This window comes from Streptomyces sp. NBC_00289, from assembly GCF_041435115.1.
Lineage (GTDB): Bacteria > Actinomycetota > Actinomycetes > Streptomycetales > Streptomycetaceae > Streptomyces.
On the sequence record NZ_CP108046.1, the window covers coordinates 5,446,852 to 5,471,359 of the forward strand.

General features: G+C 71.6%; 22 protein-coding genes. 11 read left to right on the forward strand and 11 right to left on the reverse strand.

Annotation, left to right across the window (positions count from 1 at the left end; translation table 11 throughout):
- Positions 1–185: 185 nt before the first annotated feature.
- Positions 186–806, forward strand: coding sequence for a DUF47 domain-containing protein (locus OG985_RS24735; RefSeq protein ID WP_371670513.1), 621 nt, complete (start codon positions 186–188; stop codon positions 804–806).
- Positions 807–813: 7 nt separating this feature from the next.
- Complete coding sequence (locus tag OG985_RS24740) at positions 814–1,812, forward strand: anion permease (RefSeq protein WP_371670514.1); 999 nt, start codon at positions 814–816, stop codon at positions 1,810–1,812.
- 397 nt (positions 1,813–2,209) lie between these two features.
- On the opposite strand, the gene pstB is transcribed toward OG985_RS24740, so the two are convergent.
- The 10 genes from pstB to OG985_RS24790 form a co-directional block, all read right to left on the reverse strand.
- Positions 2,210–2,986: a phosphate ABC transporter ATP-binding protein PstB gene (gene pstB / locus OG985_RS24745; RefSeq protein ID WP_371670515.1), complete on the reverse strand. Its 777-nt coding sequence runs from the start codon at positions 2,984–2,986 to the stop codon at positions 2,210–2,212.
- A gap of 40 nt (positions 2,987–3,026) precedes the next feature.
- Positions 3,027–4,085, reverse strand: a complete 1,059-nt coding sequence (pstA, locus tag OG985_RS24750) for a phosphate ABC transporter permease PstA (protein WP_371670516.1) — start codon at positions 4,083–4,085, stop codon at positions 3,027–3,029.
- Positions 4,082–5,089, reverse strand: a complete 1,008-nt coding sequence (gene pstC, locus OG985_RS24755) for a phosphate ABC transporter permease subunit PstC (protein WP_371670517.1) — start codon at positions 5,087–5,089, stop codon at positions 4,082–4,084. Before pstC ends, pstA begins: the two co-directional genes overlap by 4 nt.
- Before the next feature lie 103 nt (positions 5,090–5,192).
- Positions 5,193–6,320, reverse strand: a complete 1,128-nt coding sequence (gene pstS / locus OG985_RS24760; RefSeq protein WP_371670518.1) for a phosphate ABC transporter substrate-binding protein PstS — start codon at positions 6,318–6,320, stop codon at positions 5,193–5,195.
- A gap of 243 nt (positions 6,321–6,563) precedes the next feature.
- Entirely contained in the window at positions 6,564–6,986 is a 423-nt protein-coding gene (locus tag OG985_RS24765) for an NUDIX hydrolase (protein ID WP_371670519.1), read from the reverse strand.
- A gap of 49 nt (positions 6,987–7,035) precedes the next feature.
- Entirely contained in the window at positions 7,036–8,211 is a 1,176-nt protein-coding gene (locus OG985_RS24770) for a CHAD domain-containing protein (protein WP_371670520.1), read from the reverse strand.
- Positions 8,192–10,423 (reverse strand): RNA degradosome polyphosphate kinase, encoded by a 2,232-nt coding sequence (locus OG985_RS24775; RefSeq protein ID WP_371670521.1) that lies wholly within the window; start codon positions 10,421–10,423, stop codon positions 8,192–8,194. The genes OG985_RS24770 and OG985_RS24775 overlap by 20 nt, the downstream gene beginning before the upstream one ends.
- Positions 10,424–10,709: 286 nt before the next feature.
- The gene (locus OG985_RS24780; protein ID WP_371670522.1) at positions 10,710–11,708 is read right to left on the reverse strand and encodes an ABC transporter permease; all 999 of its coding nucleotides are present in this window, start codon (positions 11,706–11,708) and stop codon (positions 10,710–10,712) included.
- The gene (locus OG985_RS24785) at positions 11,705–12,610 is read right to left on the reverse strand and encodes an ABC transporter ATP-binding protein (protein ID WP_371670523.1); all 906 of its coding nucleotides are present in this window, start codon (positions 12,608–12,610) and stop codon (positions 11,705–11,707) included. Before OG985_RS24785 ends, OG985_RS24780 begins: the two co-directional genes overlap by 4 nt.
- A complete protein-coding gene (locus tag OG985_RS24790; protein WP_371670524.1) occupies positions 12,607–13,026 on the reverse strand; it encodes a GntR family transcriptional regulator in 420 nt (139 codons plus the stop codon). Before OG985_RS24790 ends, OG985_RS24785 begins: the two co-directional genes overlap by 4 nt.
- Before the next feature lie 109 nt (positions 13,027–13,135).
- On the opposite strand from OG985_RS24790, the gene OG985_RS24795 reads away from it, so the two are divergent.
- From OG985_RS24795 to OG985_RS24815, 5 genes are read left to right on the forward strand one after another with little or no spacing between them, the layout of a single operon-like run.
- Positions 13,136–13,696, forward strand: a complete 561-nt coding sequence (locus OG985_RS24795; protein WP_371670525.1) for an RNA polymerase sigma factor — start codon at positions 13,136–13,138, stop codon at positions 13,694–13,696.
- The gene (locus OG985_RS24800; RefSeq protein ID WP_371670526.1) at positions 13,693–14,523 is read left to right on the forward strand and encodes a zf-HC2 domain-containing protein; all 831 of its coding nucleotides are present in this window, start codon (positions 13,693–13,695) and stop codon (positions 14,521–14,523) included. Before OG985_RS24795 ends, OG985_RS24800 begins: the two co-directional genes overlap by 4 nt.
- The gene (locus tag OG985_RS24805) at positions 14,520–15,380 is read left to right on the forward strand and encodes an ABC transporter ATP-binding protein (RefSeq protein ID WP_371670527.1); all 861 of its coding nucleotides are present in this window, start codon (positions 14,520–14,522) and stop codon (positions 15,378–15,380) included. Before OG985_RS24800 ends, OG985_RS24805 begins: the two co-directional genes overlap by 4 nt.
- Positions 15,377–16,906, forward strand: coding sequence for an ABC transporter permease (locus OG985_RS24810; protein WP_371670528.1), 1,530 nt, complete (start codon positions 15,377–15,379; stop codon positions 16,904–16,906). The genes OG985_RS24805 and OG985_RS24810 overlap by 4 nt, the downstream gene beginning before the upstream one ends.
- On the forward strand, positions 16,903–17,634 hold the full coding sequence (locus OG985_RS24815) for an ABC transporter (RefSeq protein ID WP_371670529.1): 732 nt from the start codon (positions 16,903–16,905) through the stop codon (positions 17,632–17,634). The genes OG985_RS24810 and OG985_RS24815 overlap by 4 nt, the downstream gene beginning before the upstream one ends.
- 95 nt (positions 17,635–17,729) lie before the next feature.
- Here the strand turns inward: OG985_RS24815 and mshD are convergent, their stop codons facing one another.
- Entirely contained in the window at positions 17,730–18,656 is a 927-nt protein-coding gene (gene mshD, locus OG985_RS24820) for a mycothiol synthase (protein ID WP_371670530.1), read from the reverse strand.
- A gap of 157 nt (positions 18,657–18,813) precedes the next feature.
- Here mshD and OG985_RS24825 point away from each other — a divergent pair, with 157 nt between their 5' ends.
- The 4 genes from OG985_RS24825 (at position 18,814) to OG985_RS24840 (ending at position 24,506) form a co-directional block, all read left to right on the forward strand.
- Positions 18,814–20,631, forward strand: coding sequence for a bifunctional UDP-sugar hydrolase/5'-nucleotidase (locus OG985_RS24825; RefSeq protein WP_371670532.1), 1,818 nt, complete (start codon positions 18,814–18,816; stop codon positions 20,629–20,631).
- Positions 20,632–20,747: 116 nt separating this feature from the next.
- Positions 20,748–21,995, forward strand: coding sequence for a DUF2993 domain-containing protein (locus OG985_RS24830; protein ID WP_371670533.1), 1,248 nt, complete (start codon positions 20,748–20,750; stop codon positions 21,993–21,995).
- Positions 21,996–22,456: 461 nt separating this feature from the next.
- Positions 22,457–22,585 (forward strand): hypothetical protein, encoded by a 129-nt coding sequence (locus tag OG985_RS24835; RefSeq protein WP_371670534.1) that lies wholly within the window; start codon positions 22,457–22,459, stop codon positions 22,583–22,585.
- Between the two features lie 112 nt (positions 22,586–22,697).
- Positions 22,698–24,506 (forward strand): ABC transporter ATP-binding protein, encoded by a 1,809-nt coding sequence (locus OG985_RS24840; RefSeq protein ID WP_371670535.1) that lies wholly within the window; start codon positions 22,698–22,700, stop codon positions 24,504–24,506.
- Positions 24,507–24,508: the final 2 nt, after the last annotated feature.

Consider the following 24,508-nt stretch of genomic DNA (forward strand, 5'->3'; position numbering starts at 1 on the left):
GCGAACTTTCGCGGGTATGAGTCGAGTGGCCGTACCCCAGAACAGCGGCTGGACTGGACCACCGGGCGGCCCCCGTGCCGAGCACTGTGCCCGATGGGCGACACTGGGGGACGGCCCATTAGCCGTGGCCGGATGATGCGCCTAGCATCACCCTGACCGAAACCGATGCACCCCGAGGACCCCTTGTGCGATTTCGTCTGACCCCCAGGGAGACGAGCTTCTATGACATGTTCGCCGCATCCGCGGACAACATCGTCACGGGCTCGAAGCTCCTCATGGAACTGCTCGGGGCGGACACCGCCGGCCGGGCCGAGATCGCAGAGCGTATGCGGGCCGCGGAACACGCCGGTGACGATGCCACGCACGCGATCTTCCACCAGCTGAACTCCTCGTTCATCACGCCGTTCGACCGTGAGGACATCTACAACCTCGCGTCGTCCCTCGACGACATCATGGACTTCATGGAGGAGGCCGTCGACCTGGTCGTGCTGTACCAGGTCGAGGACCTTCCCAAGGGCGTCGAGCAGCAGATCGAGGTGCTGTCGCGGGCGGCCGAGCTGACCGCCGAGGCCATGCCGAACCTGCGGACCATGGACAACCTCACCGAGTACTGGATCGAGGTCAACCGGCTCGAGAACCAGGCCGACCAGGTCCACCGCAAGCTGCTCGCCCACCTCTTCAACGGCTCGTACGAAGCCATCGAGGTGCTGAAGCTCAAGCAGATCGTGGACGTACTGGAAGAAGCGGCGGACGCGTTCGAGCACGTGGCGAACACGGTGGAGACCATCGCCGTCAAGGAGTCCTGAACCTTTCATGGACACCTTCGCCCTGATCGTGACCATCGGCGTCGCGCTCGGATTCACCTACACCAACGGCTTTCACGACTCGGCGAACGCCATCGCCACGTCGGTCTCCACGCGGGCGCTGACCCCGCGGGCCGCGCTCGCCATGGCCGCCGTGATGAACCTCGCGGGCGCCTTCCTCGGCAGTGGCGTCGCGCACACCGTCAGCAGCGGGCTGATCGAGACGCCCGAGGGCTCCACGGGGATGGCGATTCTGTTCGCCGCGCTCATCGGCGCGATCACCTGGAACCTCGTCACCTGGTACTTCGGCCTCCCCTCGTCCTCGTCGCACGCGTTGTTCGGCGGCATGGTGGGGGCGGCGCTCGCGGGCGGTACGGAAGTGATCTGGTCCGGCGTCCTGGACAAGGTCGTCATCCCGATGTTCCTCTCGCCGGTCGTCGGCCTGATCGTCGGCTACCTGGTGATGTGCGTGATCCTGTGGCTCTTCCGGCGGTCCAACCCGCACAAGGCCAAGAGGGGTTTCCGGATAGCGCAGACGGTGTCGGCGGCCGGTATGGCGCTCGGGCACGGTCTGCAGGACGCCCAGAAGACGATGGGCATCGTGGTGATGGCGCTCGTCATCGGTGACGTCCAGGGTCCGGACGACCCGATTCCGGTGTGGGTGAAGATCGCCTGTGCGCTGATGCTGTCGCTGGGGACGTACGCGGGTGGGTGGCGCATCATGCGGACGCTCGGGCGGAAGATCATCGAGCTGGATCCTCCGCAGGGGTTCGCCGCGGAGACGACGGGGGCGTCGATCATGTTCGCCACGGCGTTTCTGTTCAAGGCGCCGATCTCCACCACGCATGTGATCACCTCGGCGATCATGGGTGTGGGGGCGACGAAGCGGGTCAATGCCGTGCGGTGGGGGGTGGCCAAGAACATCGTTCTTGGGTGGTTCATCACCATGCCGGCTGCGGCGGCTGTCGCTGCGGTCGCCTTCTGGGTTGTGAACCTGGTGATCCTGTAGGCGCGGCCGTACCCAGGGGGCGCTGCCCCCTGGACCCCCGCTCCTCAAACGCCGGAGGGGCTGGGATTCGGGGGCTCCGCCCCCGCGCCCCCGCTCCTCAAACGCCGGAGGGGCTGGATGTGCCGGAGGGGCTGGGATTCGGGGCTCCGCCCCCGCGCCCCGCTCCTCAAACGCCGGAGGGGCTGGAATGACGCCAGCCGGGCTGGAATGACGCCAGCCGGGCTGGAATGACGCCAGCCGGGCTGAAGTGACGCCCGCGAGGCTGAAGTGGCGTCCGTGAGGCTGGATGCCGGTCGGGTCGGTGTATGAGAACGGGCCCGCCCCCTGTACGGGGGCGGGCCCTTTTCGGCCTCGCGGTGGCACCGCCATGCAGCACCGCGAGGGGTTCTGGGGGCGGTCAGCCGAAGCGGCCGGAGATGTAGTCCTCCGTGGCCTGGACCGACGGGTTGGAGAAGATGCGTTCCGTGTCGTCGATCTCGATCAGCCGGCCGGGCTGGCCCACCGCCGACAGGTTGAAGAAGGCCGTGCGGTCGGAGACGCGGGCGGCCTGCTGCATGTTGTGCGTCACGATGACGATCGTGAAGCGTTCCTTCAGCTCGCCGATCAGGTCCTCGATGGCGAGCGTGGAGATCGGGTCCAGGGCGGAGCAGGGCTCGTCCATGAGCAGGACGTTCGGTTCCACCGCGATCGCCCGCGCGATGCACAGCCGCTGCTGCTGGCCACCGGACAGGCCCGAACCGGGCTTGTTGAGGCGGTCCTTGACCTCGTTCCAGAGGTTCGCGCCCTTGAGGGACTTCTCGACGACGTCCGCCAGCTCGCTCTTCTTGTAGCTGCCGTTGAGGCGCAGGCCCGCCGCCACGTTGTCGAAGATCGACATCGTGGGGAAGGGGTTCGGGCGCTGGAAGACCATGCCGACCTCGCGGCGGACGGACACCGGGTCGATGCCGGCGCCGTACAGGTCCTCGTCGTCCAGGAGCACCTTGCCCTCGACGCGCCCGCCCGCGGTGACCTCGTGCATGCGGTTGAGGGTGCGCAGGAACGTCGACTTGCCGCAGCCGGAGGGGCCGATGAAGGCCGTCACCGAGCGGGGCTCGACCGTCATCGAGATGTCCTCGATCGCTTTGTGGGCGCTGTAGTAGGCGGTGAGCCCGCTTACGTCGATTCGCTTGGCCATGTCTCTACTTCACTTCCGGAATCAGTCGCCGATGGCCGCGTCAGCGACCGGTCTTCGGGGCCTTCCAGCGGGCGATGCCGCGGGCCACCAGGTTCAGGATCATCACGAAGGCGATCAGCGTCAGCGACGCCGCCCAGGCCCGGTCGTATGCCGCGCCCGAACCCGCGCTGTTCGCGTACTGCTGATAGATGTACAGCGGCAGCGACGCCTGCGCGCCCTCGAAGGGGTTGGCGTTGATGAACGGGTTTCCCCACACCAGGAGCAGGACGGGAGCCGTCTCGCCCGCGATGCGGGCGATCGCCAGCATGATGCCCGTCGTGATGCCGCCGATGGACGTCGGCAGGACCACCTTCAGGATGGTGCGCCACTTCGGGATGCCGAGCGCCAGGGAGGCCTCGCGCAGCTCGTTCGGTACGAGCTTGAGCATCTCCTCGGTGGAACGGACGACGACCGGCATCATCAGGATGGCCAGCGCGAGCGAGCCGGCGAAGCCGAAGGGCTGCATCTCGAAGATCAGCATGAGGCTGAGGATGAACAGACCGGCGACGATCGACGGGATACCGGTCATCACGTCGACGAAGAAGGTGATGGCCCGGGAGAGGTTGCCCCGCCCGTACTCGACCAGGTAGACGGCGGTGAGCACACCGACCGGCGCGGCGATCAGCGTGGCGAGGGCGACCTGCTCCAGGCTGCCGAGGATCGCGGCGTAGATGCCGCCGCCCGGCTCGGAGTCGGCGACCACGCCCATCGAGTGGGTCAGGAAGTAGACGTCGAGGACCTTGATGCCGCGGGAGACGGTCACCCAGACCAGGGAGACCAGCGGCACCACGGCGAGCAGGAACGCGACCCAGACGAAGGAGGTCGCGATGCGGTCCTTGGCCTGGCGGCGGCCCTCGACGCGGGCGGCGATGCCGTAGGTGCCGAGGAGGAAGAGGATCGCGGCGATCAGGCCCCACTGGACCTTGCTGTCCAGGCCGGCGGCCAGGCCGATGCCGGCCGCGACGACGACGGAGCCGACGACGACGGCGTACGGGAACCACTTCGGGAGGCTGGCGCCGCGCAGGGTGCTGGGGCGCGGCTCGATGACGGTGTTGCTCATGCGTTGGCCCCCGAGTACTCCTTGCGCCGGGCGATGATCGCGCGGGCCGCGCCGTTGACCAGCAGGGTGATGACGAACAGGACCAGACCGGAGGCGATGAGCGCGTCACGGCCCTGCGTGGTGGCCTCGCCGAACTTGCTGGCGATGTTCTGCGCGAAGGTGCCGCCGCCCGGGTCGAGCAGGCTGGCCTGGATGTCGAAGGTCGGGGAGAGCACGGTGGCGACGGCCATCGTCTCGCCGAGCGCGCGGCCGAGGCCGAGCATCGAGGCGGAGATCACGCCGGAGCGGCCGAAGGGGATGACCGCGATGCGGATCACCTCCCAGCGGGTGGCGCCCAGCGCCAGGGCCGCTTCCTCGTGCATCTGCGGAACCTGGCGGAAGACCTCGCGGCTCACGTTGGTGATGATCGGCAGGATCATGATCGCGAGCAGGATGCCGACCGTCAGCATCGACCGGGGGGCTCCGCCGTCCCAGGAGAAGATGCCGGTCCAGCCGAGGTACTCGTCCAGCCAGCCGAAGAGGCCGGTCATGTGCGGTACCAGGATCAGCGCGCCCCACAGGCCGTAGACGATGGAGGGCACCGCGGCGAGCAGGTCGATCACGTACGCGATGAGACCGCTCAGCTTGCGCGGGGCGTAGTGGGTGAGGAACAGCGCGATGGCCACCGCGATCGGGACCGCGATGACCATGGCGATGATCGAGGAGACCACCGTGCCGAAGGCCAGGACGGCGATGCCGAACACCGGCGGGTTGAGGTTGGTGTTCCACTCGAAGGTGGTGAGGAAGTTCCCGTCGTCCTTGCTGATGGCGAGGGACGCCCGGTAGGTGAGGAAGACCGCGATCGCGGCCATGATCACCAACAGGAAGATGCCCGACCCACGGGAGAGACCGAGGAAGATCCGGTCACCGGGTCGGGTGGCACCGCGGGCCGCGCGCTTCTGCTCGGCCTGCTTCGGTCGGGGGGCGGGGGGAGGGGCTTCGACGTGCTGTGTCGTTATGTCCATCGGGTTCTCCGGTCTGCGGGGCCGCACGTACTGTGCGGGCCCCTGGCGGCGGTGCACCGGACGATGCGGTCCGGTCCCCGCGAGGGACCGGACCGCACTCGGGTCAGCTCAGGCCCTCGACCGTGGTGCGGACCTTGGCGATGATGTCCGCGGGGATCGGGGCGTACTTGATCGAGGTGAGCACGTTCTGGCCGTCCTCGGAGGCGAGGTAGCGCAGGAACGCCTTGGTGGCGGGCAGCGTGGCCGCCTTGTTGCCCTTGTCACAGACGATCTCGTAGGTGACCAGGGTGATCGGGTAGGCGCCCTCGGCCTTGGTGGCGTAGTTCAGCTCGAGCGAGAGGTCCTTGCCCGTGCCGACGACCTTGGCGTCCGCGATGGCCTTGGTGGCGTTCTCGACGGTGGCCTCGACCGGGGCGCTGGCGCCGGTGTCGATGGTGACCGGCTTGACGGCGTCACCGACGTACGACAGCTCGAAGTAGCCGATGGCGCCGTTGGTCTGCTTGACCTGCTGGGCCACACCGGAGGAGCCGGCGGCCGACTGGCCACCCTTCGCCTGCCAGGCCTTGCCGCCCTCGTAGGGCCAGTCGGACTTGGCGGAGGCGATCAGGTACTTGGTGAAGTTGTCCGTGGTGCCGGACTCGTCCGAGCGGTGGAACGCCTGGATCTTGAGGTCGGGCAGCTTGGCGTCGGGGTTCAGCGCCTTGATCGCCTTGTCGTTCCAGTTCGTGATCTTGTCGTTGAAGATCAGCGCCAGGGTCTTGGCGTCCAGAACCAGGTTGTCGACGCCGGCCACGTTGTAGCCGAGGGCGATCGGGCCGCCGACCATCGGGAGGTCGATGCCCTGGCCGCCGCTGCAGACCGACTTGGAGGCGGTGACCTCTTCGGGCTTCAGCGCGGAGTCGGAGCCGGCGAAGGCGACCTGGCCCTGTGTGAAGGCCGTGACGCCGGCGCCGGAGCCGCCGCCCTTGTAGTTGATCTGCACGCCGGAGCAGGCCTGGGTGAACTGCTTGACCCAGGCGTCGATCGCGTTCTTCTGCGCGGACGAGCCGTCGGCCAGCAGCTGGCCCTTGGCGTCGTCGCACTTGATCGCGCTCGCGTTGGCCGACGAGGAGGCACTGCTGTCCGAGCTGCCGCCGGTGTCGTCGGAGCCGCACGCCGTGAGGGCCAGGGCGCCGGAGACCGCGAGAGCACCGAGGGAGAGGGCCCGCCGGTTCATGCGCTGAAGCTTCACTGAGGGTGTTCCTTCCAGGAGCCGCCGTCCTGAACCGGCGGCGTGCGAAGACTGGGTGGTGCGGGCCCCGTACTGCGAGGCACGTGCCGCACCGCGTAAGGCCGAAATTAGGCAGAACAGGTGAAGGCGCCTATGGCCGAAGGTGAACGGGGGGTGAACCCCTGCGGTCGGTGTGGTTAGGTCACGGAACGCTCACGTCGAGGACACGGAGTCATCCCGGCTTCGTGACCCGACGTGCCCGGACTATGTCAGGCGCAGGGCCTGGAGCAGGTCGTCCACCAGGGCTCGGTCCCTCGGTTGGGTCAGGCGGTCGCGGGCGGCCGTCGGTGAGAGCCACAGGACGCGGTCCACCTCGTCGTTCGGGGTGAAACCGCCCGAGGCGGCCTCGGCCGCCCAGTAGCTCACCTGTTTCGGGCGTCCGTCGGCCGCGTAGCGCACGGTCGGGAGCCGGGCGCCCGGCGTGGCCGTGTAACCGGTCTCCTCCACGGTCTCGCGCAGCGCACCCGCGAGGGGGTCCTCGCCGGGTTTCAGCTTGCCCTTGGGGTGAGACCAGTCGTCGTATTTCGGCCGGTGGACCAGGCACAGCTCCAGCTTCCCGCCGACCGGGGAGCGGCGCCACAGAACACAGCCCGCCGCCTGCACGGTGGTGTCGTTCGGATGGGTCACCGGTGGGTCACCGCCTCCTGGTCGTGGAGCGCCGACGGACTGTCCGCGGTCAGGGGGCGCCGACGGCCCGCTTCTGCCATGACTGCTGGAACGTGAACCTGGCCGCTTCCACCTCGTGCCGCTGGTCGGCGTGCAGCACGCCGAGCGCGTACGCCGTCGCCGGGGCGATACGCGGGGTGCGGGCCGCCGCGGCGGCCGCGGCCGCGGCCTCGGAGGCGTCCCGGTGCCGGTCGAGGGCCTGGCCGGCGGTCACCAGGCGCACGTCCACCGGCGCCGTGTCGCCCTGCAGCACCTCGCGGGTGTAGCGGTGCAGGCGCAGCAGCAGGCGGACCTGGTGCCAGGGGGCGTCCTGGGGGTGCGGGGCCGGGTCCGGGGACAGGCCGTGGATCAGGGCCTCCGCGTTGTAGGGGCTGCCCGCGGTCACCAGGGGCAGGCTCACCACGGCGTCGCGCAGGCGGTCCTCGGCGGCGGCCGCGAGGGGGTCGAGGGCGGTCGCGGAGGCAACGGGGGTGAGAGGCACCTCGCTGGCCAGTACGGCGATGCTGTCGGCGACCGCGTGGAAGCGGCTCGATCCCAGTGCCTGGAGGGCCGTCGAGTGGGCTCTGGTCCGGGCGAGCGTCAGCCGGCGGTCGAGCAGGGCGCCCGCCTTCGCCGCGCCGACCGTGAGGTTGCCGCGTTCCGGGGTCGCCCGGCCGTGCGGGGGGCCGACGGTGCCGGAGGCGCCGGGTTCCGCCGTGCCCACCGGTTCCGTCCCGGCGGAGCGACCGCCCGCGGCGGGGCCGGTCCGGCTGCCGGCGACCGCGGGGAGCGCCTGGGCGGGCAGGGCCGCGCCCGACAGCCTGTGCAGGGCGAGGAGCAGCCGCTCCAGGCGGGCTCCGTAGGCGTGCTCGGTGGTCAGCATGCCGGACAGCCACGCCAGTTCGGGGCGCAGGGACTCCGACCAGTCGGCGTCGAGCAGGGGACGGAAGGTGTGCAGGCTGCCGCTGATGCGGCGGACCGAGCGGCGCAGGGCGCGGGCCGCGTCGACGGAGTCCTCGGAGCCGTTGGCGGGCCCGCCGCCGGACTCCCGGTGCAGCCGCAGGGCACGGAGGAACTCCGTGGCCTGCGCCCGCAGATAGCCCGCGAGGGCGTCACCGGTGGGGGCGCCTCCCGGCCCGGGCGTCACCGGGAACTGGGGGGAGGGCCCGGCCGCGGACTCCGTCGGGTCAAGGTGTTGCTGTGCCACGCCGGCGCCTCCGGGCGTCTATGAGCATCTCCTGGACGTTGCGCAGGGGCTGGCCGTCCGCGTCGGTCGCGTGCCGGGTCCACTCCCCGTCCGGGCCGAGGTGCCAGGAGGCGGTGGTGTCGGACATACCGGTCTCCAGGAGCCGGTTGAGGGATGCGCGGTGTGCCGGGTCGGTGACCCTGACCAGGGCCTCGATACGGCGGTCGAGGTTGCGGTGCATCATGTCGGCGCTGCCGAACCACACTTCGGGTTCGCCGCCGTTGCCGAAGGAGAACACCCGCGAGTGTTCGAGGAAGCGGCCGAGGATGGAGCGGACCCGGATGTTCTCCGACAGGCCCGCCACACCCGGGCGCACCGCGCAGATGCCCCGCACCCACACGTCGACCGGAACGCCCACCTGGGACGCGCGGTACAGGGAGTCGATGAGGGCCTCGTCGACCATCGAGTTGACCTTGATGCGGATGAAGGCGGGCCGCCCGGCACGGTGGTGCTGGGCCTCCTTGTTGATCCGCGCGATCAGGCCGTCCCGCAGGGACTTGGGGGCGACGAGGAGGCGGCGGTAGGTCTCGCGGCGCGAGTAGCCGGACAGCCGGTTGAAGAGGTCGGAGAGGTCGGCGCCGACCTGCGGGTCCGCCGTCAGCAGGCCGAGGTCCTCGTAGAGGCGGGCCGTCTTCGGGTGGTAGTTGCCGGTGCCGACGTGGCAGTAGCGCCGGAGCGTGTCGCCCTCCTGGCGCACCACCAGGGACAGCTTGCAGTGGGTCTTGAGGCCGACCAGGCCGTAGACGACGTGGCAGCCGGCCTCCTCCAGCTTGCGCGCCCACTTGATGTTGGCGTGCTCGTCGAAGCGGGCCTTGATCTCGACCAGGACGAGGACCTGCTTGCCGGACTCGGCGGCGTCGATGAGCGCGTCGACTATCGGGGAGTCGCCCGAGGTGCGGTACAGGGTCTGCTTGATGGCGAGGACGTCGGGGTCGCCCGCCGCCTGCTCCAGGAACGCCTGCACGGAGGTGGAGAAGGAGTCGTAGGGGTGGTGCAGCAGCACGTCCCGGTTGCGCAGGGCCGCGAAGATGTCGGGCGCGGAGGCCGACTCCACCTCGGCGAGCTCGCGGTGGGTGCCGGCGATGAACTTCTGGTACTTCAGCTCCGGCCGGTCGAGGCTGTGGATGCGAAAGAGGCCGGTGAGGTCCAGGGGGCCGGGCAGCGGGTACACCTCCGCCTCGCTGATCTTCAGCTCCCGCACCAGCAGGTCGAGCACCTCGCGGTCGATGGACTCCTCGACCTCCAGACGCACCGGAGGCCCGAAGCGGCGCCGCATGAGCTCCTTCTCCAGCGCCTGGAGCAGGTTCTCCGCGTCGTCCTCCTCGACCTCGAGGTCCTCGTTGCGGGTGAGCCGGAACGCGTGGTGCTCCAGCACCTCCATGCCCGGGAACAGCTCCTCCAGGTGGGCGCCGATGACGTCCTCGATGGGGACGTAGCGGCCCGGGGAGCTCTCCAGGAACCGGGACAGCAGCGGGGGCACCTTGACGCGGGCGAAGTGGCGGTGGCCGCTGACCGGGTTGCGCACGATGACCGCGAGGTTGAGCGAGAGACCCGAGATGTACGGGAAGGGGTGCGCGGGGTCGACGGCCAGCGGGGTCAGCACCGGGAAGATCTGGTGCCGGAACAGTGTGAAGAGGCGGGCCTGTTCCTTCTCGGTCAGCTCGCTCCAGCGGACCAGGTGGATGCCCTCCTCCGCGAGGGCGGGGGCGACGTCCTCGTGGTAGCAGGCGGCGTGCCGGGCCATGAGTTCGCGTGAGCGGGCCCAGATCATCTCCAGTACCTCGCGGGGCTGGAGGCCGGACGCGGACCGGGTGGCGACACCGGTGGCGATACGGCGCTTCAGACCGGCGACCCGGACCATGAAGAACTCGTCCAGGTTGCTGGCGAAGATCGCGAGGAAGTTCGCGCGTTCGAGCAGGGGTGTGTTCGGGTCCTCGGCGAGTTCCAGGACGCGCTCGTTGAAGGCGAGCCAGCTGCGCTCCCGGTCGAGGAAACGGCCCTGCGGCAGCTGGGGACCGTCGTAGGGCGACTCCTCGTACTCGTCGAGGTCGGCATCGAGGTCGGGTTCCAGATCGGAGACCACCGCCGCCACCGTGTGCGGGCGGTGCGCGGCTATGGAGCCCACGGAGGGCTGCGCGTGCTGGACCTGTGCCTGGGCGTCTGGCTGGCTCATGGAGCCATTCTTCCGCGCCGAGAGGGAAATGGGCGCGTCGGAAAGCGCGGGAGGGAGCGCGGCGACAGCGCGGACGCCTGCGTTCTGCGTGATTCCCAGGGTTCCTTCGGGCGGCGGCGAAGGCTCTGGCACGGCGGGCTTCATTCGCCGAGCGTCGCAAGCTCGTCTGAACCACTGGTTACAGGGACATGGCGTGCGGGATATCTGGGGGCGGCTCACGGGCGTCCGCAGGGCCGCCCGCCGTACGTCCCTCCGCGGGGCGGAGGCGTACGACGGCCGGCGGGGTTCAGGCGGTACGGCGGCGCAGCAGCGCGAACGCGGCGGTGACGACCGCGGCGGCGACGGCCAGGACGATGCCGGTCTCCATGAGCTGGAGGGGCCAGTAGTGGGAGCGGGGGTGGTAGTCGGTGTAGAGGCCGACGGCGTCGAGGCGGTCGTAGAGGGCGGCGCAGTCCGGGACCGTGCTGCTGCCGCAGCGGGGCACGGCGAGGTGCTCGCCGGTGGAGGTGAGGACGCCCGTGGCGACGGTGATGCCCGAGCCGGGGGCGCCACCGCTGCGGAGATCGCCGACGGCGGTGACGGTGGGCCAGAGGTACGGCATGGTCAGGTGGGCCGCCGCCCACAGACAGGCGGTGGCGCACGCTCCGGTCACGAGCGCGCCGAGGGAGTTGCGCAGGACCAGACCCGCGAGGGCGCCGATGGCGAGACCGGCCAGGGCCAGGGCGACCAGGACGGGGCCGCCCGCGTAGAAGGTCGGCACGTCGGACCAGGGCTTGGCGGTGTCGATGCGGCCGTCGCCCGCCGACCAGGCCAGGTGGTGCAGCGGGACGAGCAGACCGGTGACCGCGGTGACCAGGGCGGCCGGCAGGGAGAGCTTCGTGGCGAGCCAGCGGGCCGGGGAGACGCCTTGGGTCCAGGCCAGCCGGGTGGTGCCGTTCTCCGTTTCGCGGCCGGTCAGCGCGCCGCCGGCCCAGGCTGCCACGAGGAACGGAAGCGCGACGAGGGCGGTCGTCGTGTACTGGTCGACGTTCTTGTAGCGCAGGATCGCGTCCTGGTCGTAGTGGCACCCGGCGCCCGTACGGCAGGCGTCGTACTGGTCCCAGGCCGCCGCCGCGGCGTCGGTGAGCGGGCCCCACAGCCACAGCAGCGCGGCGCCGAGCACGACGGCGAGAGCGGTCCACAGGTACAGGGCGGGGCGGTGCAGGCGCAGCAGCCAGCGGGCCAGTCGCGGTGCGGGCGAGCTGTGCTCGACGGCGGCCGGGGCGGGGGAGGTCAGGGTGCTCACGCGATGTTCTCCGGTGTCTTGGCCGGGCCGGCCGGGCTCAGGGCCGGCGCCTCGGGGTTGCGCAGATGGGCGAGGAGCAGCTCCTCCAGGGAGGGCGGGCCGGTCCGCCAGCCGGCCGGGAGCGGCCCCGCCGGGCGGATCAGCGCGGAGAGCTGACGGCCGGTGGTCCGGGACTCCACGACGGTGTGCGGCTCGAGAGGGGTGTCCGCGGGGACGGACACGCGCAGGTGCGCCTCGAGCAACTCGTCCAGTTCACCGGCCAGTCGGACCCGGCCGCCGCCGACCAGCAGGAGATGGTCGCAGGATTCCTCCAGCTCGGCGATGACGTGCGAGGACATCACGATCGTCGTGCCGTGCAGGGCCGCCTGGCCCATCAGCAGGCCCATCACCTCGTGCCGGGCCAGCGGATCGAGGTCGGCCATCGGCTCGTCCAGCAGGAGCAGTTCGGGTCGCTTGCCGAGGGCCAGGGCGAGCGCCACCCGGGTGCGCTGGCCGCCGGAGAGCGCGCGGATGCGCTTGTGCGGGTCGAGGTCGCCGGTGGTCACGATCCGCTCGGCTGTCCGCGCGTCCCAGCGGGCGGGGTTGAGGTCGGCGCCCATCCGCAGTGTCTCGGTGACCGTGAGCTGCGGGTACTGCGGCTTGTCCTGGGCGACGAAGCCGACGCGGGTGCGGGCGGCGGCCGGGTCGGTGCCGAGGACGGTGACCGTGCCCTCGGTCGGGGCCAGCAGTCCGGCGGTCAGGGCGAGCAGGGTGGACTTTCCGGAGCCGTTGGGCCCGACGACCGCGCAGACGCGGCCGGCGGGCAGCCGGAAGGAGCAGTCGCGCAGCGCCCAGCCCCCTCGTCGTCCGAACTGTTTGCCGAGGCCGGCGGCCTCCAGCGCGGTGTCGGCGGAGTCGGTCATGACGGGTCCCCCTGGGAGTGCGAGAGCGCGTGCGTGGCGGGCTGGGCGAAGTGCTTGTCGAGTACGGCGGTGAAGAGCGCGGCGGCGTCGTCCCGGTCCAGGCCGGCCTCGCGGGCGCGGGCCGCCCACGCCTCCAGCTCCCCGTGCAGCGGGGAGTCGGCCGGGGTGGTGCCGAGTGACCGCCGGACGAAGGTGCCGAGTCCCCGGCGCGCCTCGACCAGGCCCTCGCGCTCCAGCTCGCGGTAGGCCTTGAGCACGGTGTTGGGGTTGATGGCGGTGGCCTCGACGACCTCGCGGGCCGTGGGCAGCCGGTCGCCCGGTTCGAGGTGCCCCAGCCGCAGCGCCTGTTTGGTCTGCTGGACGATCTGGACGTAGGTGGCCACCCCGCTGTGCCGGTCGATGCGGTATTCCACCACTCGACAACACCCTTTCACTAATTGAGTAGTGAAAGGGTGTTGCAGATGGGGCCGGAAAGTCAAGCGTGGTTTCGTGAACCGATCGGCACCGCCGGTCCGATGAGGGGACGTGAGCGGAACGAGAAGCGACGGGGAACTGCTGCGGGCCATCGCCGCTGACGGGGACCGGCGCGCCTTCGAGGAGCTGTACCGGCGCTACGCGCCCTGGCTGACCGCCCGTCTGCGGGGCCGCTGTGCCGACGCCGGGATCGTCGACGACGTCGTACAGGAGACGTTCCTCGCGGTGTGGCGGGGCACGGCGCGCCATCGCGAGGACGGGAGCGCCGGGAGCGCCGGGGACGCCGCCGGATGGCTGTGGCGCATCGGGTCGCGGCGGCTGATCGACGTGCTGCGCGGCGACGGGGCACGCGGCCGGCTGCGGCAGGCACTGACGCGGCTGCGGCACCGGAACGAGGCGTCGGCGGAGGAACGCGTCCTCGCCGGGGTGGAGCACGGAGACCTCGCCGGGGCCCTGGTGCGGCTGTCGCCGGAACTGCGGGCGGTGCTCCAGGCCACGGTCATCGACGGGCTGACCACCCGTGAGGCGGCCGTCCTGCTCGGGATACCCCCGGGCACGGTCAAGACGCGGGCGATGCGGGCCCGTAAGCAACTGCGGGAGGCGCTGGCATGACCTGGCACGTGACCGAGGAGGACCTGCGGGCCTACGCCCAGAACGAGTTGGCGCCCCCCGCCCTGTGGTCCGCCGACACCCACCTCACCGCCTGCGCCCGGTGCCGGGCCGTCCTCGCCGAGGCCGGCGACACCGCCGCCCTCGACGCCGGATGGGAACGGCTGGACGCCGAACTGGACGCGCCCCGGCCGGGCCGGCTCGAGTCGCTCCTGGTGCGGCTCGGGGTGCCCGACCACATCGCGCGGCTGCTCGCGGCCGCGCCCGTGCTGCGCCGCTCCTGGCTGGGCGCGGTCGTCGCCGTGCTCGGCATGACCGTGCTCGCCACCCACACGGCCCGGACCACCGGCTCGCCCGCCCTCTTCCTCGCCCTCGCCCCGCTGCTGCCGCTCGGCGGCGTCGCCCTGTCGTACGGGCCCGCGCTGGACCCGACGTACGAGATGGCCGTCGTCTCGCCGACGCACGGCTTCCGGCTGCTGATGATCCGGACCGTCGCCGTGCTCGCCGCCGGGGTCGGCCTGAACGGGCTGGCCACCCTCGCCCTGCCCGGCTACGGGCTGAGCGCGCTCGGCTGGCTGCTGCCCGCGTTCGCCCTCACCTCGACCTCCCTCGCGCTGACCCCGCGCCTCGGACCGGTCCTCGCGCCCTCCGCCGTCGGCGTGGGCTGGGCCGTGCTGCTGCTCGTGGCACGCCAGGCCGCCGACGGCGGAACCCTCGCACCGTTCACCGCGGCCGGACAGGGCGTGGCCGCGGCAGTCGCCGCGCTCGCCGCCGGCCTGCTCTTCGCGGTACGCGACCGCTTCGATTTCTCCCAGAGGAGTGCCGCATGACCCCCACCGTCTCCGCCGCCGGGCTGTGCCTGCGTTACGGCGGTACCCGTGCCCTCGACGACGTGTCGCTACGGCTGACACGGGGCGTCACCGGGCTGCTCGGGCCCAACGGGGCGGGCAAGACGACCCTGTTGAGGGTGCTGGCCACGGCCGTGCCCGCCGATCAGGGGGCCTTCACCGTGCTCGGCCACGACCCGGGAACGGCGCTCGGCCGGCAGGAGGTGCGGCGCCGGCTCGGCTATCTGCCGCAGACACCCGGCTTCCACCCCGACTTCACGGCCTTCGAGTTCGTCGACTACGTGGCGATCCTGAAGGAGCTCACCGACCGCGCGGTACGCCACCGGGAGGTGCGGCGCGTCCTGGACCAGGTCGACCTCGCCGACATGCGCGGCAGGCGCATCAAGAAGCTGTCCGGCGGCATGCGGCAGCGGGTCGCGCTGGCCGCCGCGCTCGTCGGCGACCCAGACTTCCTCGTCCTCGACGAGCCGACCGTGGGACTCGACCCCGAACAGCGCATGCGGTTCCGGGAGTTGATCGCCGAGGCCGGAGAGGGCCGGACGGTCCTGCTGTCCACCCACCAGACCGAGGACGTGGCGATGCTCTGCCACCGGGTCCTGGTCATGGCGGACGGACACATCCACTTCGACGGCACCCCCGCCGAGCTGACCGCCCGGGCGGCCGGCCGGGTGTGGAGCAGCACCGAACGCGCCCCCGGCGCCAGGGCGGGCTGGCGCACCGGCACCGGCTCCTTCCGCAACGTGGGCGATCCACCCGGCGGCGCCGACCTCCTCGAACCCACCCTGGAGGACGGCTACCTGCTCACTCTCGACGGCACGGACGCGGAGGTGGCGGCATGAGTGGCACGCTCCTGGAGGCGGCGGCCCCGGCCGTCGTGACGACCCAGCCGAGCCGCTCCTGGGCGGCCGTGTTCACCCTCGCCCGTTTCGAGGCGCGCAAGCTGCTGTCGCGCGTCCTCGTCCTCCTCGCGCTGGCCGCGTACACCGGCTGGATCGTGTGGCGCACCCGGGACGCCTTCGACGGCTACCCGGCCCTCCAGGACGCCGACCGCGCCACCCAGGGCGGGCCGCTCCTCGTCGGCCTCGCGGTGCTGCTGTGCGTGAACCACGCGATGCTGCGCTCCAGGCGGCACGACACCGAACGGCACCTCGCCGTCCTGGTCCTCCAGCCGTGGCAGCGTACGGCCGCCCACGTGCTGTCGGTGGCCCCGGTCGCGGTGCTCGTCACCGTGGGCGTCGCCGTCCAGTTCGCCTGGCAGGCGCTGCGGCCCGGCGCGATCGGGCACGGCTCGCCGTCCGAACTGCTCGTCGGACCGCTGGTGGTGCTGCTGTTCGGGGCGGTCGGCGCGCTGCTCGCCCGGGTGCTGTCGTCGCTGATCACGGCCCCGCTACTGATCGTCTTCTGCCTGCTGGTGTTCCTCCTCGGCACGATCCCCTCCCCAGGCGACGACGGCACGAGGTGGCTGTACCCGGTGGTCGGCGAGAACACCGCCAAGACGCTGCCGTCCGACCTGCTGGGCCGGCCCGCCGCCTGGCACGCCCTCTACCTCCTCGGCCTGGCCCTGTCCGTGGCCCTGTGCGCGATCGTGGCCCATGCCGGCCGCACCCCGCACGCCCTCAAGGCCGTCCTCGGCGGCGCCCTCGTGCTGGCCGTGGTCGGCGGGGCCTGCCAGACGGCGGGCGTCCCGGCCGCGACGACCGCCGCCCGCGAACGGGCCTCGGTCACCCCGGAGAAGGAACAGACCTGCGTCCGCGAAGGCCGCTCGACGTACTGCGCCTTCCCCGAATGGACGCCCCGCACAGGCACCTGGGCCGGGATCGTGGACCAGGTCCAGTCCCTCGCCGGCGGCACCGCGGCCACGCGGCCCCTGCTCGTACGACAGCGCGTCGAGGCCCGGTACGGCCTCTCCAGCGACAGCGCCATCGACCCGCTCACCAAGCCCGGCCAGGTGAGCGTCGGCACCGCCTGGGGCGGCAACCGCGTCCCCGAGTTCGCGGCCGCCGTCGCCTCGGTCCTGGTGGCGGGCAAGGAGAAGGCGGGCGGCGAGATGTGCGACGGCCGGATGGTGACCGTCATGTGGCTGGCGCTCGGCGCGCAGTCCGACCCGGTGGCCTCCTTCCGCAACGTGCGCCTCGACGACAGCGTGACCGGATCGGCCATCGTCCTCTCCCCGACCGACCCCCTGTCCATGACGACCGCTCAGACGGAGGTCGTACGGGAACTGTTCGACCGCCCGCGCGCCGAGGTGACGGCGAAGGTGAAGGCGAACTGGACGGAGCTGACGTCCGCGAAGGTGACCGCGGCACGCGCGGCGGAACTGCTGGGCGTGGCCGTGCCGAAGGGCGAGGACCAGTGCGACGAGTGACACCGCGGACGGAGCGCGAGACGGAGCCCCAGACGACGAACTCCGTGACGGCCGAGGCCAGGACGCGCGGCTTCGCGGTGTGGCGGGCCCTGGTCGCCCCGGTCCGGCGCACGCTGCCGTGGGGGATGCTGGGCGCCGGCGGCGCCGCGGGACTGCTGCTCGCCGCACTGCCGCGGCTGTTCGAGGGTGGCTTCAACGCCTGGCTGACGCTCAACCTGCTGCGGGCCGCCGCCCTCGCGTTCGCGATGGGCCTGGCGTTCCTGCTGGACGACCCGGCCCGCGACACCACGGCAGCGGTACCGACCCCCCGGCCGGTCCGCCAGACGCTGCGGGCGGCCCTCGTCGCCCCACTCGCCGCGCTGTGGTGGACGGCCGCACTGCTCCTGGTCCCGGCGGAGCTGCGGCCCCCGGTGGGGGGCATCACCCTGGAGGCGGCCGCGACGCTCACCCTCGCCCTGGCCGCCGCGGCGGCAGCCCTGCGGTTCGGCCGGCAACCGCGGCCGGGCATCCCGGTGGCGGCCGGCCTCCTCTTCACCGCCACCCTCGCCCCGCTGCTCCTGCCGAACCGCTGGACCCTTTTCGCGATCCCGAAGGCCGCCAACTGGCAGGCGGCACACGACCGCTGGTCGGCGGTGCTGGTCGCGGCGGTGGTGGTGTGGGCGGCCTGCGGCCCGGAGCCGCTGCGACGGAGACGGTTCGGCAGGTTTTTCAGCCCGTCCGGCGCTTGAGGACGAGGCCGTTCAGGCCGAGGCGAGGGGCTGGGGGCGGCAGCCCCCAGCAAGACCCCCACCGGCGCCGGTGACCGACGAACCGGCGCCGACCGTCACGTCTCCGTCCGGTACATCAGGTCCGTCTCGTACGTCGCGAACCCCAACCGCTCGTACACGGCCACAGCCGCCTTGTTGTCGGCATCGACGTACAGCATCGCCGCGGGCAGCGCCTGACCCGCCAGATGCCGCAGCCCCACCGTGGTGAGGGCCTTGCCCAGCCCCCCGCCCTGCGCCCCCGGCCGCACACCGAGGACGTACACCTCACCCAGCCGTTCCTCCGCGTGGACCTTGGTCCAGTGGAAGCCAGCCAGTTCGTCGCCCCGGAAGGCGAGGAAGAAGCCCGCCGGGTCGAACCACGGTTCCCCCATCCGGTCCTCCAGGTCCCGTTGGGTGAGGGACCCCTGCTCGGGATGGTGGGCGAAGGCGGCGGCGTTGACGGCGAGCCAGGCCGCGTCGTCGACGCCGGGCACGAAGGTACGTACGGTCACGCCCTCGGGGAACACCGGCTCGGGCAGGTCGAGGTCGTCCAACGAGCGCCGCATCTGCCGCAGTTCGCGGAACAGGGTGAGCCCCAGGACCTGGGCGAGGTGCCGGGCGGCGGAGTGGCCGCCGTGCGCCCACACCCGCAGCCGTTTGCCGGACGCGGCCAGCAGCGCGGCGCCGAGGGCCCGCCCGTGCCCGTGTCCGCGGTGCCCGGGGTGTACGACCAGTTCGGCGGCCGGTGCCTCGACGGGGTCGGTGTCCTCGAGCTGGGCGTAGCCGATGAGCTCGTCGCCGACGGTCAGCAGCAGATGAGCCACTCCCGGGCGTTCGCCGCCGCGCAACTGGAGCCGTCCCTGTTCGGACACCGCCTGCTGTCCGTCTTCCCGGGCGGCCTCGGCGAGCAGTCCGAGCACGGCGTCGGTCTGCTCGGGGGAGAGCGCGGAGCGGGTTTCGATGGAGCGGGGGATACCGGGCCGTTCGGCGTCGTCGCTGGTCATGCGTACGAGGGTACGGGGAGGGGCCCGCAAAGTGGCGGCAAAGGGTTGGGTAAAGGGAAACCAGGATGTAACCGCGAACCCCCTGTCGCGCTACGCGCGTTGACTCTAGGCTGCGCCGGACGGGGGCCACGATCTCAGCCAACACACAGGGGGGCGAATGCCAGCCATGTCCCAGCCGTCGCGCGACCGCCGCAGACGTCGTACGTACCGAGTTCTCGCCGCGGCCGGCGCTCTGGTCACCGTCGGTGCCCTGGCCGCCGCGCTGCCGGCGACGGCGTCCGCCGGCGAGGGCCACGGCAAGCCGGGCGGTCACAAGCCGAGCCGCTACCAGGACGTACAACTGCTGTCCTTCAACGACCTGCACGGCAACCTGGAGCCGCCGTCCGGTTCCTCCGGCCGGGTCACCGAGCTCCAGGCGGACGGCACGACGAAGACCATCGACGCGGGTGGTGTCGAGTACCTCGCGACCCATCTGCGCGAGGCCCGCAAGGGCAACCCCTACTCCATCACCGCGGCCGGCGGCGACATGGTCGGCGCGTCCCCGCTGATCTCGGGCCTCTTCCACGACGAGCCCACCATCGAGGCGCTGAACAAGCTCGACCTCGACGTGACCAGCGTCGGCAACCACGAGTTCGACGAGGGCGCCAAGGAACTGGCCCGGCTGCAGAACGGCGGCTGCCACCCGACCGCCGGCTGCTACACGGACAAGAGGTTCGAGGGCGCCGACTTCCCCTACCTCGCCGCCAACGTCCTCGACCAGAAGACCGGCAAGCCGATCCTCAAGCCCTACTGGGTGTGGAAGAAGAAGGACGTCAAGGTCGGCTTCATCGGCGTGACCCTGGAGGGCACCCCGGGCATCGTCTCGGCCGACGGCGTCAAGGGCCTCACCTTCAAGGACGAGGTCGAGACGATCAACAAGTACGCCAAGGTGCTGCAGAAGCAGGGCGTCAAGTCGATCGTCGCGCTCATCCACGAGGGCGGCCTGCCGTCCTCCGGCTCGTACAACTACGACTGCGACTCGCCGGGCGCGGGCGCCGGTGTCTCCGGCCCCATCGTCGACATCGCCAAGAACATCACGCCGTCGGTGGACGCCCTGGTGACGGGCCACACCCACACCGCGTACGTCTGCACCATCCCCGACCCGTCGGGCAAGCCCCGCATGGTCACCTCGGCCGCGTCCTTCGGCCGCCTCTACACCGACACCACCCTCACTTACGACCGTCGCACGGGTGACATCGCCCGTACGGCCGTGACGTCGGCGAACCACGTGGTCACCCGGGACGTCCCCAAGGCGACCGACCTGACCGAGCTGATCAGCAGGTGGAACACCCTCGCCGCGCCCATCGGCAACCGGGCGATCGGCTACATCTCCGCCGACATCCCGAACACCGGCACCGAGTCCCCCATGGGTGACCTGATCGCCGACGCGCAGCTCGCCCACGGCAAGTCCCTCGACGCCGGGACGGACCTGGCGCTGATGAACCCGGGCGGTGTCCGGGCCGGGCTGACCTACGCGGCCAAGGGTGCCGAGGGCGACGGCGTGGTGACGTACGCCGAGGGCTTCACCGTCCAGCCCTTCGCCAACACCGTGAACCTCCAGGACTTCACCGGCGCCCAGGTCGTCCAGGCGCTCAAGGAGCAGGTGAGCGGCGTGAACGCGAGCGCGCCGAAGATCCTTCAGGTCTCCTCCGGTCTGACGTACACGCTGGACCTGACGAAGACGGGCGCCGACCGGGTCGTCGCCGACTCCGTCAAGCTCAACGGCGCGGCCATCGACCCGTCCGCCACCTACCGGGTCGCGACCAACAGCTTCCTCGCGGGCGGCGGCGACGGCTTCACCACCCTGGGCCAGGGCACCAACGACCTCGTCGGCTCGGACGACCTCGCGGCCCTGGAGCAGTACCTGACGGCCAACTCCTCGGCCACCAGCCCGATCGCGCCGCCGGCCGCCGACCGGATCACGATCGTGCAGTAGAGCGCGGGCAGTTGCCTCGCGGTGGCTCCCGTGCGGGGGGCGGATTCCCGTGAGGTGGATCGCACAACGGGGGTACGGGTTGCGGGTGGGGCCGGTACGCATGGTCGGATGGATCGATGCGTACCCCCCACCCCATACCGGCGCATCAGCACCCCCGCAATCCCTACGAACAGCTCGCCGCCCTCGACGACGAGCCTCCGGAAGACTTCTTCCCCGACGAAGGCCGCCCGCCGCCGGAACCCGGGAGCGGCCAGCCCGGGAGCGACGGGCCCGGGAGTGACGAGCCCGAGAGCGACTGGGTCCCGCCCAACCACCGTCGAGGGGGCCGTCGGCGCAGGGGCAGGTTCGCGGGCCTGCCCCTCGCCGCGAAGGCGGTGGTGGGCCTGGCCGTCCTCGCCGCCTTCCTCGCCCTCGCCGACCGCTGGGCCCTGCTCTACGCCGAGCACAAGGCGGCGGACACCCTCAAGGACCAGCTCGGGCTGGCCGCCGCCCCCGAGGTCGAGATCGACGGCTTCCCCTTCCTCACCCAACTCGCCGACGACCGCCTGGACTCGGTGCGGGTGACCGTGCCGGACGTGGCGGCCGACCGGGTCTCGCTCGCCGAGGTGTCGGCGACGGCGAAGGGTGTACGGCTCGACGCCGACGGCGCGACCGCCGTACGTGGCGCCCGCATCCCCGAACTCCAGGGCGACGTCCTGCTGTCCTTCGACGATCTGAACCGCGAACTCGGCTCGTCCCAGGTCACGTTCACCGGCGACGGCCCCGACCGGGTCCGGGCGCGCGGCACGCTGCCCGTCGCCGGACACGACCTGCTGCTGCGGGCGGACGCGCGGATCCGCCGGAACGGTGACCGGGCCGTCTCCACGCAGATCGGCGGAATGCGCCTGGACATCGGGGACCTGGCGACGTACCGGCCGGGCACCCGCGCCTCGGAGGGCCTGCATCTGACGCCCGGGGCGGCCGCCCACCTGGCCCACGAGACCCGCAAGGCGAAGGCCCTGCTGTCGGTCCCGTCGGTCGTCCGCGCGCTGGGTGTCCCCGACTCCGCCGTACGCGAGGCGCTGCGCGACGACGACAGGCTCGCCACCCTGACCGGCACCCCACGCTTCGCCCACCGGGCCGTCCGCCTCAACCTCGTCGACCTGGCCGCGGCCCACCCGGAGCTCCTGGAGCGTCTGGGCCTGGACCCCGCCCTCCTCGACGCCCTCAGCCGGCTCACCCGCCCGGTCCTCACCGACCGGCTCTCCCTGGGCTTCCGGCTGCCGAAGCCGGAGCAGGGGGAGGTACGGCTGCGGGATGTGCGGGTGGAGGAGGACGGGATCAGGGTGCGCCTGAGCGGGGCGGGGCTGGCGTTCGGCCGCTGACCGCCCGGCCCGTATTAAAACCTGTGTGAGTCCGGGTTTGGTTCCGTGGGCCGCCTGAAAACTGTCTCAGGCGCAATTCATCGAGGTCTCAGCGGAATTGGCTTTTTCCGGCTTCGGGGTCCCGTAGTGTTTTCCATGTCGACAGCGAACGACGCGAAAGCGAAGAACGCGAACGGCAGAGGGAATTCACCCGCACCGACCCGCACGGACGAAGGAGACAGTCATGAGCTTCCATAAGATCGCCCCGGTGAAGAAGGGCCGCAAGCACGCTGCCCCGATCGTCAAGAAGAAGGTCGTCAAGAAGGCCGCGCCCAAGCGCCGCCCGGTCGCCCACAAGGGCTGACGAAGACCCTTCGGGGACTTACGAAGAATTCACCTGAGTAAATCCAAGTAATTCATAGGCAATTGCAGCAGATCGGTAGAAGGACTGTTGCAGAGCAGTGACGGAGAGGGAATTTCCCATGAGCTTCCACAAGATCGCCCCGGTGAAGAAGAACCGCAAGCCCGCCGCCCCGGCCCCGAGGCGCGCCGCGAAGCCCGCGCCCAGGAAGGCCGCCCCGAAGCGCCGCCCGGTCGCGCACAAGGGTTGAGTGCCGGAGGGCTGAGGCCCGTCACGAGGCGGGGTCGACGGTCGGCGAGCGTGCTCGCCCCGTGGCCCCGCCTCGGCCATGTCCGCGAGAGCAGGAGAGGACGTTGTCGACCATGAGGGAAGTCCGGCGGGCCTTCCGCCGTTTCTGGCCGCTGACCCGCGGCGACCGCGGGTGGCTGGTGGTGATCGTGTCGTGCGTGGTGGTGTCCGCGCTCGCCGAGACCGCCTCGATCCTGCTGTTCGCGCAGCTCACCGACAACGCCCTGAAGGCCGGCTCGCTCGCGGCCTTCTGGGGCCCGGCCGGAGCCTGGCTGGGTGTCGCCGCACTGGGCGCGCTGGTCGGTTACCTCGGCAACTCGCTGGCGACCTGGACCGCGGAGAGATTCGTCCTGCGGCTGCGGGCGGGTGTGTTCGGCCATGTCCAGGACCTGCCCCCGCACTTCTTCCAGAAGCACCGGCAGGGCGACCTGGTCGAGCGGCTCACCGGTGACGTCGAGGCGATCGAGCAGATGGTCGTGTCGGGAGTCGTCGGCACGGTCTCCGCGGCCTTCTCCGCCGTCTTCTACGCCTGCGCCGCCCTCTACCTCCGCTGGGACCTGGCCCTGGCCACCTTCGTCCTGGCCCCCCTCTTCCTGCTCGCCGCCCGCCGCTTCTCCGGCCGTATCCGGCAGACCTCCCGGGACGAGCGGGTCGCCGACGGCGCGATCACCTCGGTGGTGGAGGAGTCGCTCGGCAACGTCGTCCTCACCCAGGCGTACAACCGCCGCCGGGACGAGGAGAGGCGGCTCGACCGCGAGGCCCGCGCCTGGCTGCGGGCGAGCGTGCGCGGGGCGCGGCTGAGCGAGATGTACGAGCAGTTCGTCGAGGTCGTCGAGACGGTGTGCGTGCTCACCGTGATCGGCCTCGGGGTGTGGGAGATCTCCGCCGGCCGCATGACCCTGGGCCAGCTCCTCGCCTTCGCCGCCTTCGTCGGTTACCTCTACCCGCCGGTCCGCAGCCTCGGCCGGCTCGGCCTGACCCTCACCGCGGCCACGGCCGGCGCGGAACGCCTCGGCGAGATCCTGGACGCCGAACCCGCCGTCACCGACCCCGCCGAACCCGTCCCGGCCTGGCCCGTCCGCGGCTGGGTCGGCTTCCACGGCGTCACCTTCGGCTACCCCGGAGCCCACCGCGCGTCCCTCGACGAGGTCAGCCTCACCGTCGCCCCCGGCGAACTGGTGATCGTGACCGGCCCGAGCGGCGCCGGCAAGTCCACCCTGTCCAAGCTCCTCACCCGCTTCTACGACCCCTCCGCGGGCGTGATCTGCCTGGACGGCGTCCCTCTCACCGACGTACCGCTGGAGTTCCTGCGCGAGAACGTCGCCCTGCTGCCGCAGGAGACGCTGATCCTCAACGGCACCATCCGCGAGAACATCGCCTGCGGCCGCCCCGGCGCGAGCGACGCGGAGATCGAGCGGGCGGCACGGTCGGCCGCGGCGCACGACTTCGTCACCGCACTGCCCGAGGGCTACGACACCGGGATCGCCCCCGGCACGGCGGCCCTGTCCGGCGGCCAGCTGAAGCGGATCACCATCGCCCGCGCGATGCTGCGCGGGGCACCCGTCCTGGTCCTCGACGAGCCGACGGCCGGCCTCGACTCGGTCGCCGCCCGCCAGGTCGTACAGCCCCTGCGCCGCCTCATGTCCGGCCGTACGACGATCATGATCACCCACGACCTGAGCCTCGCCCCCGACGCCGACCGCATCCTGGTCGTCGACCGGGGGCGCCTGGTGGAGACGGGCACCCACGCGGAACTGGTCGCCAGGGACGGCGCGTACGCCCGGCTGGCAGGACCGCTGCCCCCAGCCCTCACCGGCCGACCGGACGACACCCTGACGCTCGGGCGACGTCCGGCCGGCGGCTGGAGCGTGTCCGCGACCTGAGC

Coding starts and splice junctions, on each gene's coding strand:
- OG985_RS24740 (WP_371670514.1), top strand. CDS start 814: ATGGACACCTTCGCCCTGATCGTGACCATCGGCGTCGCGCTCGGATTC.
- pstB (WP_371670515.1), bottom strand. CDS start 2,986: ATGGCCAAGCGAATCGACGTAAGCGGGCTCACCGCCTACTACAGCGCC.
- pstA (WP_371670516.1), bottom strand. CDS start 4,085: ATGAGCAACACCGTCATCGAGCCGCGCCCCAGCACCCTGCGCGGCGCC.
- pstC (WP_371670517.1), bottom strand. CDS start 5,089: ATGGACATAACGACACAGCACGTCGAAGCCCCTCCCCCCGCCCCCCGA.
- OG985_RS24775 (WP_371670521.1), bottom strand. CDS start 10,423: ATGAGCCAGCCAGACGCCCAGGCACAGGTCCAGCACGCGCAGCCCTCC.
- OG985_RS24785 (WP_371670523.1), bottom strand. CDS start 12,610: ATGACCGACTCCGCCGACACCGCGCTGGAGGCCGCCGGCCTCGGCAAA.
- OG985_RS24800 (WP_371670526.1), top strand. CDS start 13,693: ATGACCTGGCACGTGACCGAGGAGGACCTGCGGGCCTACGCCCAGAAC.
- OG985_RS24805 (WP_371670527.1), top strand. CDS start 14,520: ATGACCCCCACCGTCTCCGCCGCCGGGCTGTGCCTGCGTTACGGCGGT.
- OG985_RS24810 (WP_371670528.1), top strand. CDS start 15,377: ATGAGTGGCACGCTCCTGGAGGCGGCGGCCCCGGCCGTCGTGACGACC.
- mshD (WP_371670530.1), bottom strand. CDS start 18,656: ATGACCAGCGACGACGCCGAACGGCCCGGTATCCCCCGCTCCATCGAA.
- OG985_RS24825 (WP_371670532.1), top strand. CDS start 18,814: ATGCCAGCCATGTCCCAGCCGTCGCGCGACCGCCGCAGACGTCGTACG.
- OG985_RS24830 (WP_371670533.1), top strand. CDS start 20,748: ATGCGTACCCCCCACCCCATACCGGCGCATCAGCACCCCCGCAATCCC.
- OG985_RS24835 (WP_371670534.1), top strand. CDS start 22,457: ATGAGCTTCCACAAGATCGCCCCGGTGAAGAAGAACCGCAAGCCCGCC.
- OG985_RS24840 (WP_371670535.1), top strand. CDS start 22,698: ATGAGGGAAGTCCGGCGGGCCTTCCGCCGTTTCTGGCCGCTGACCCGC.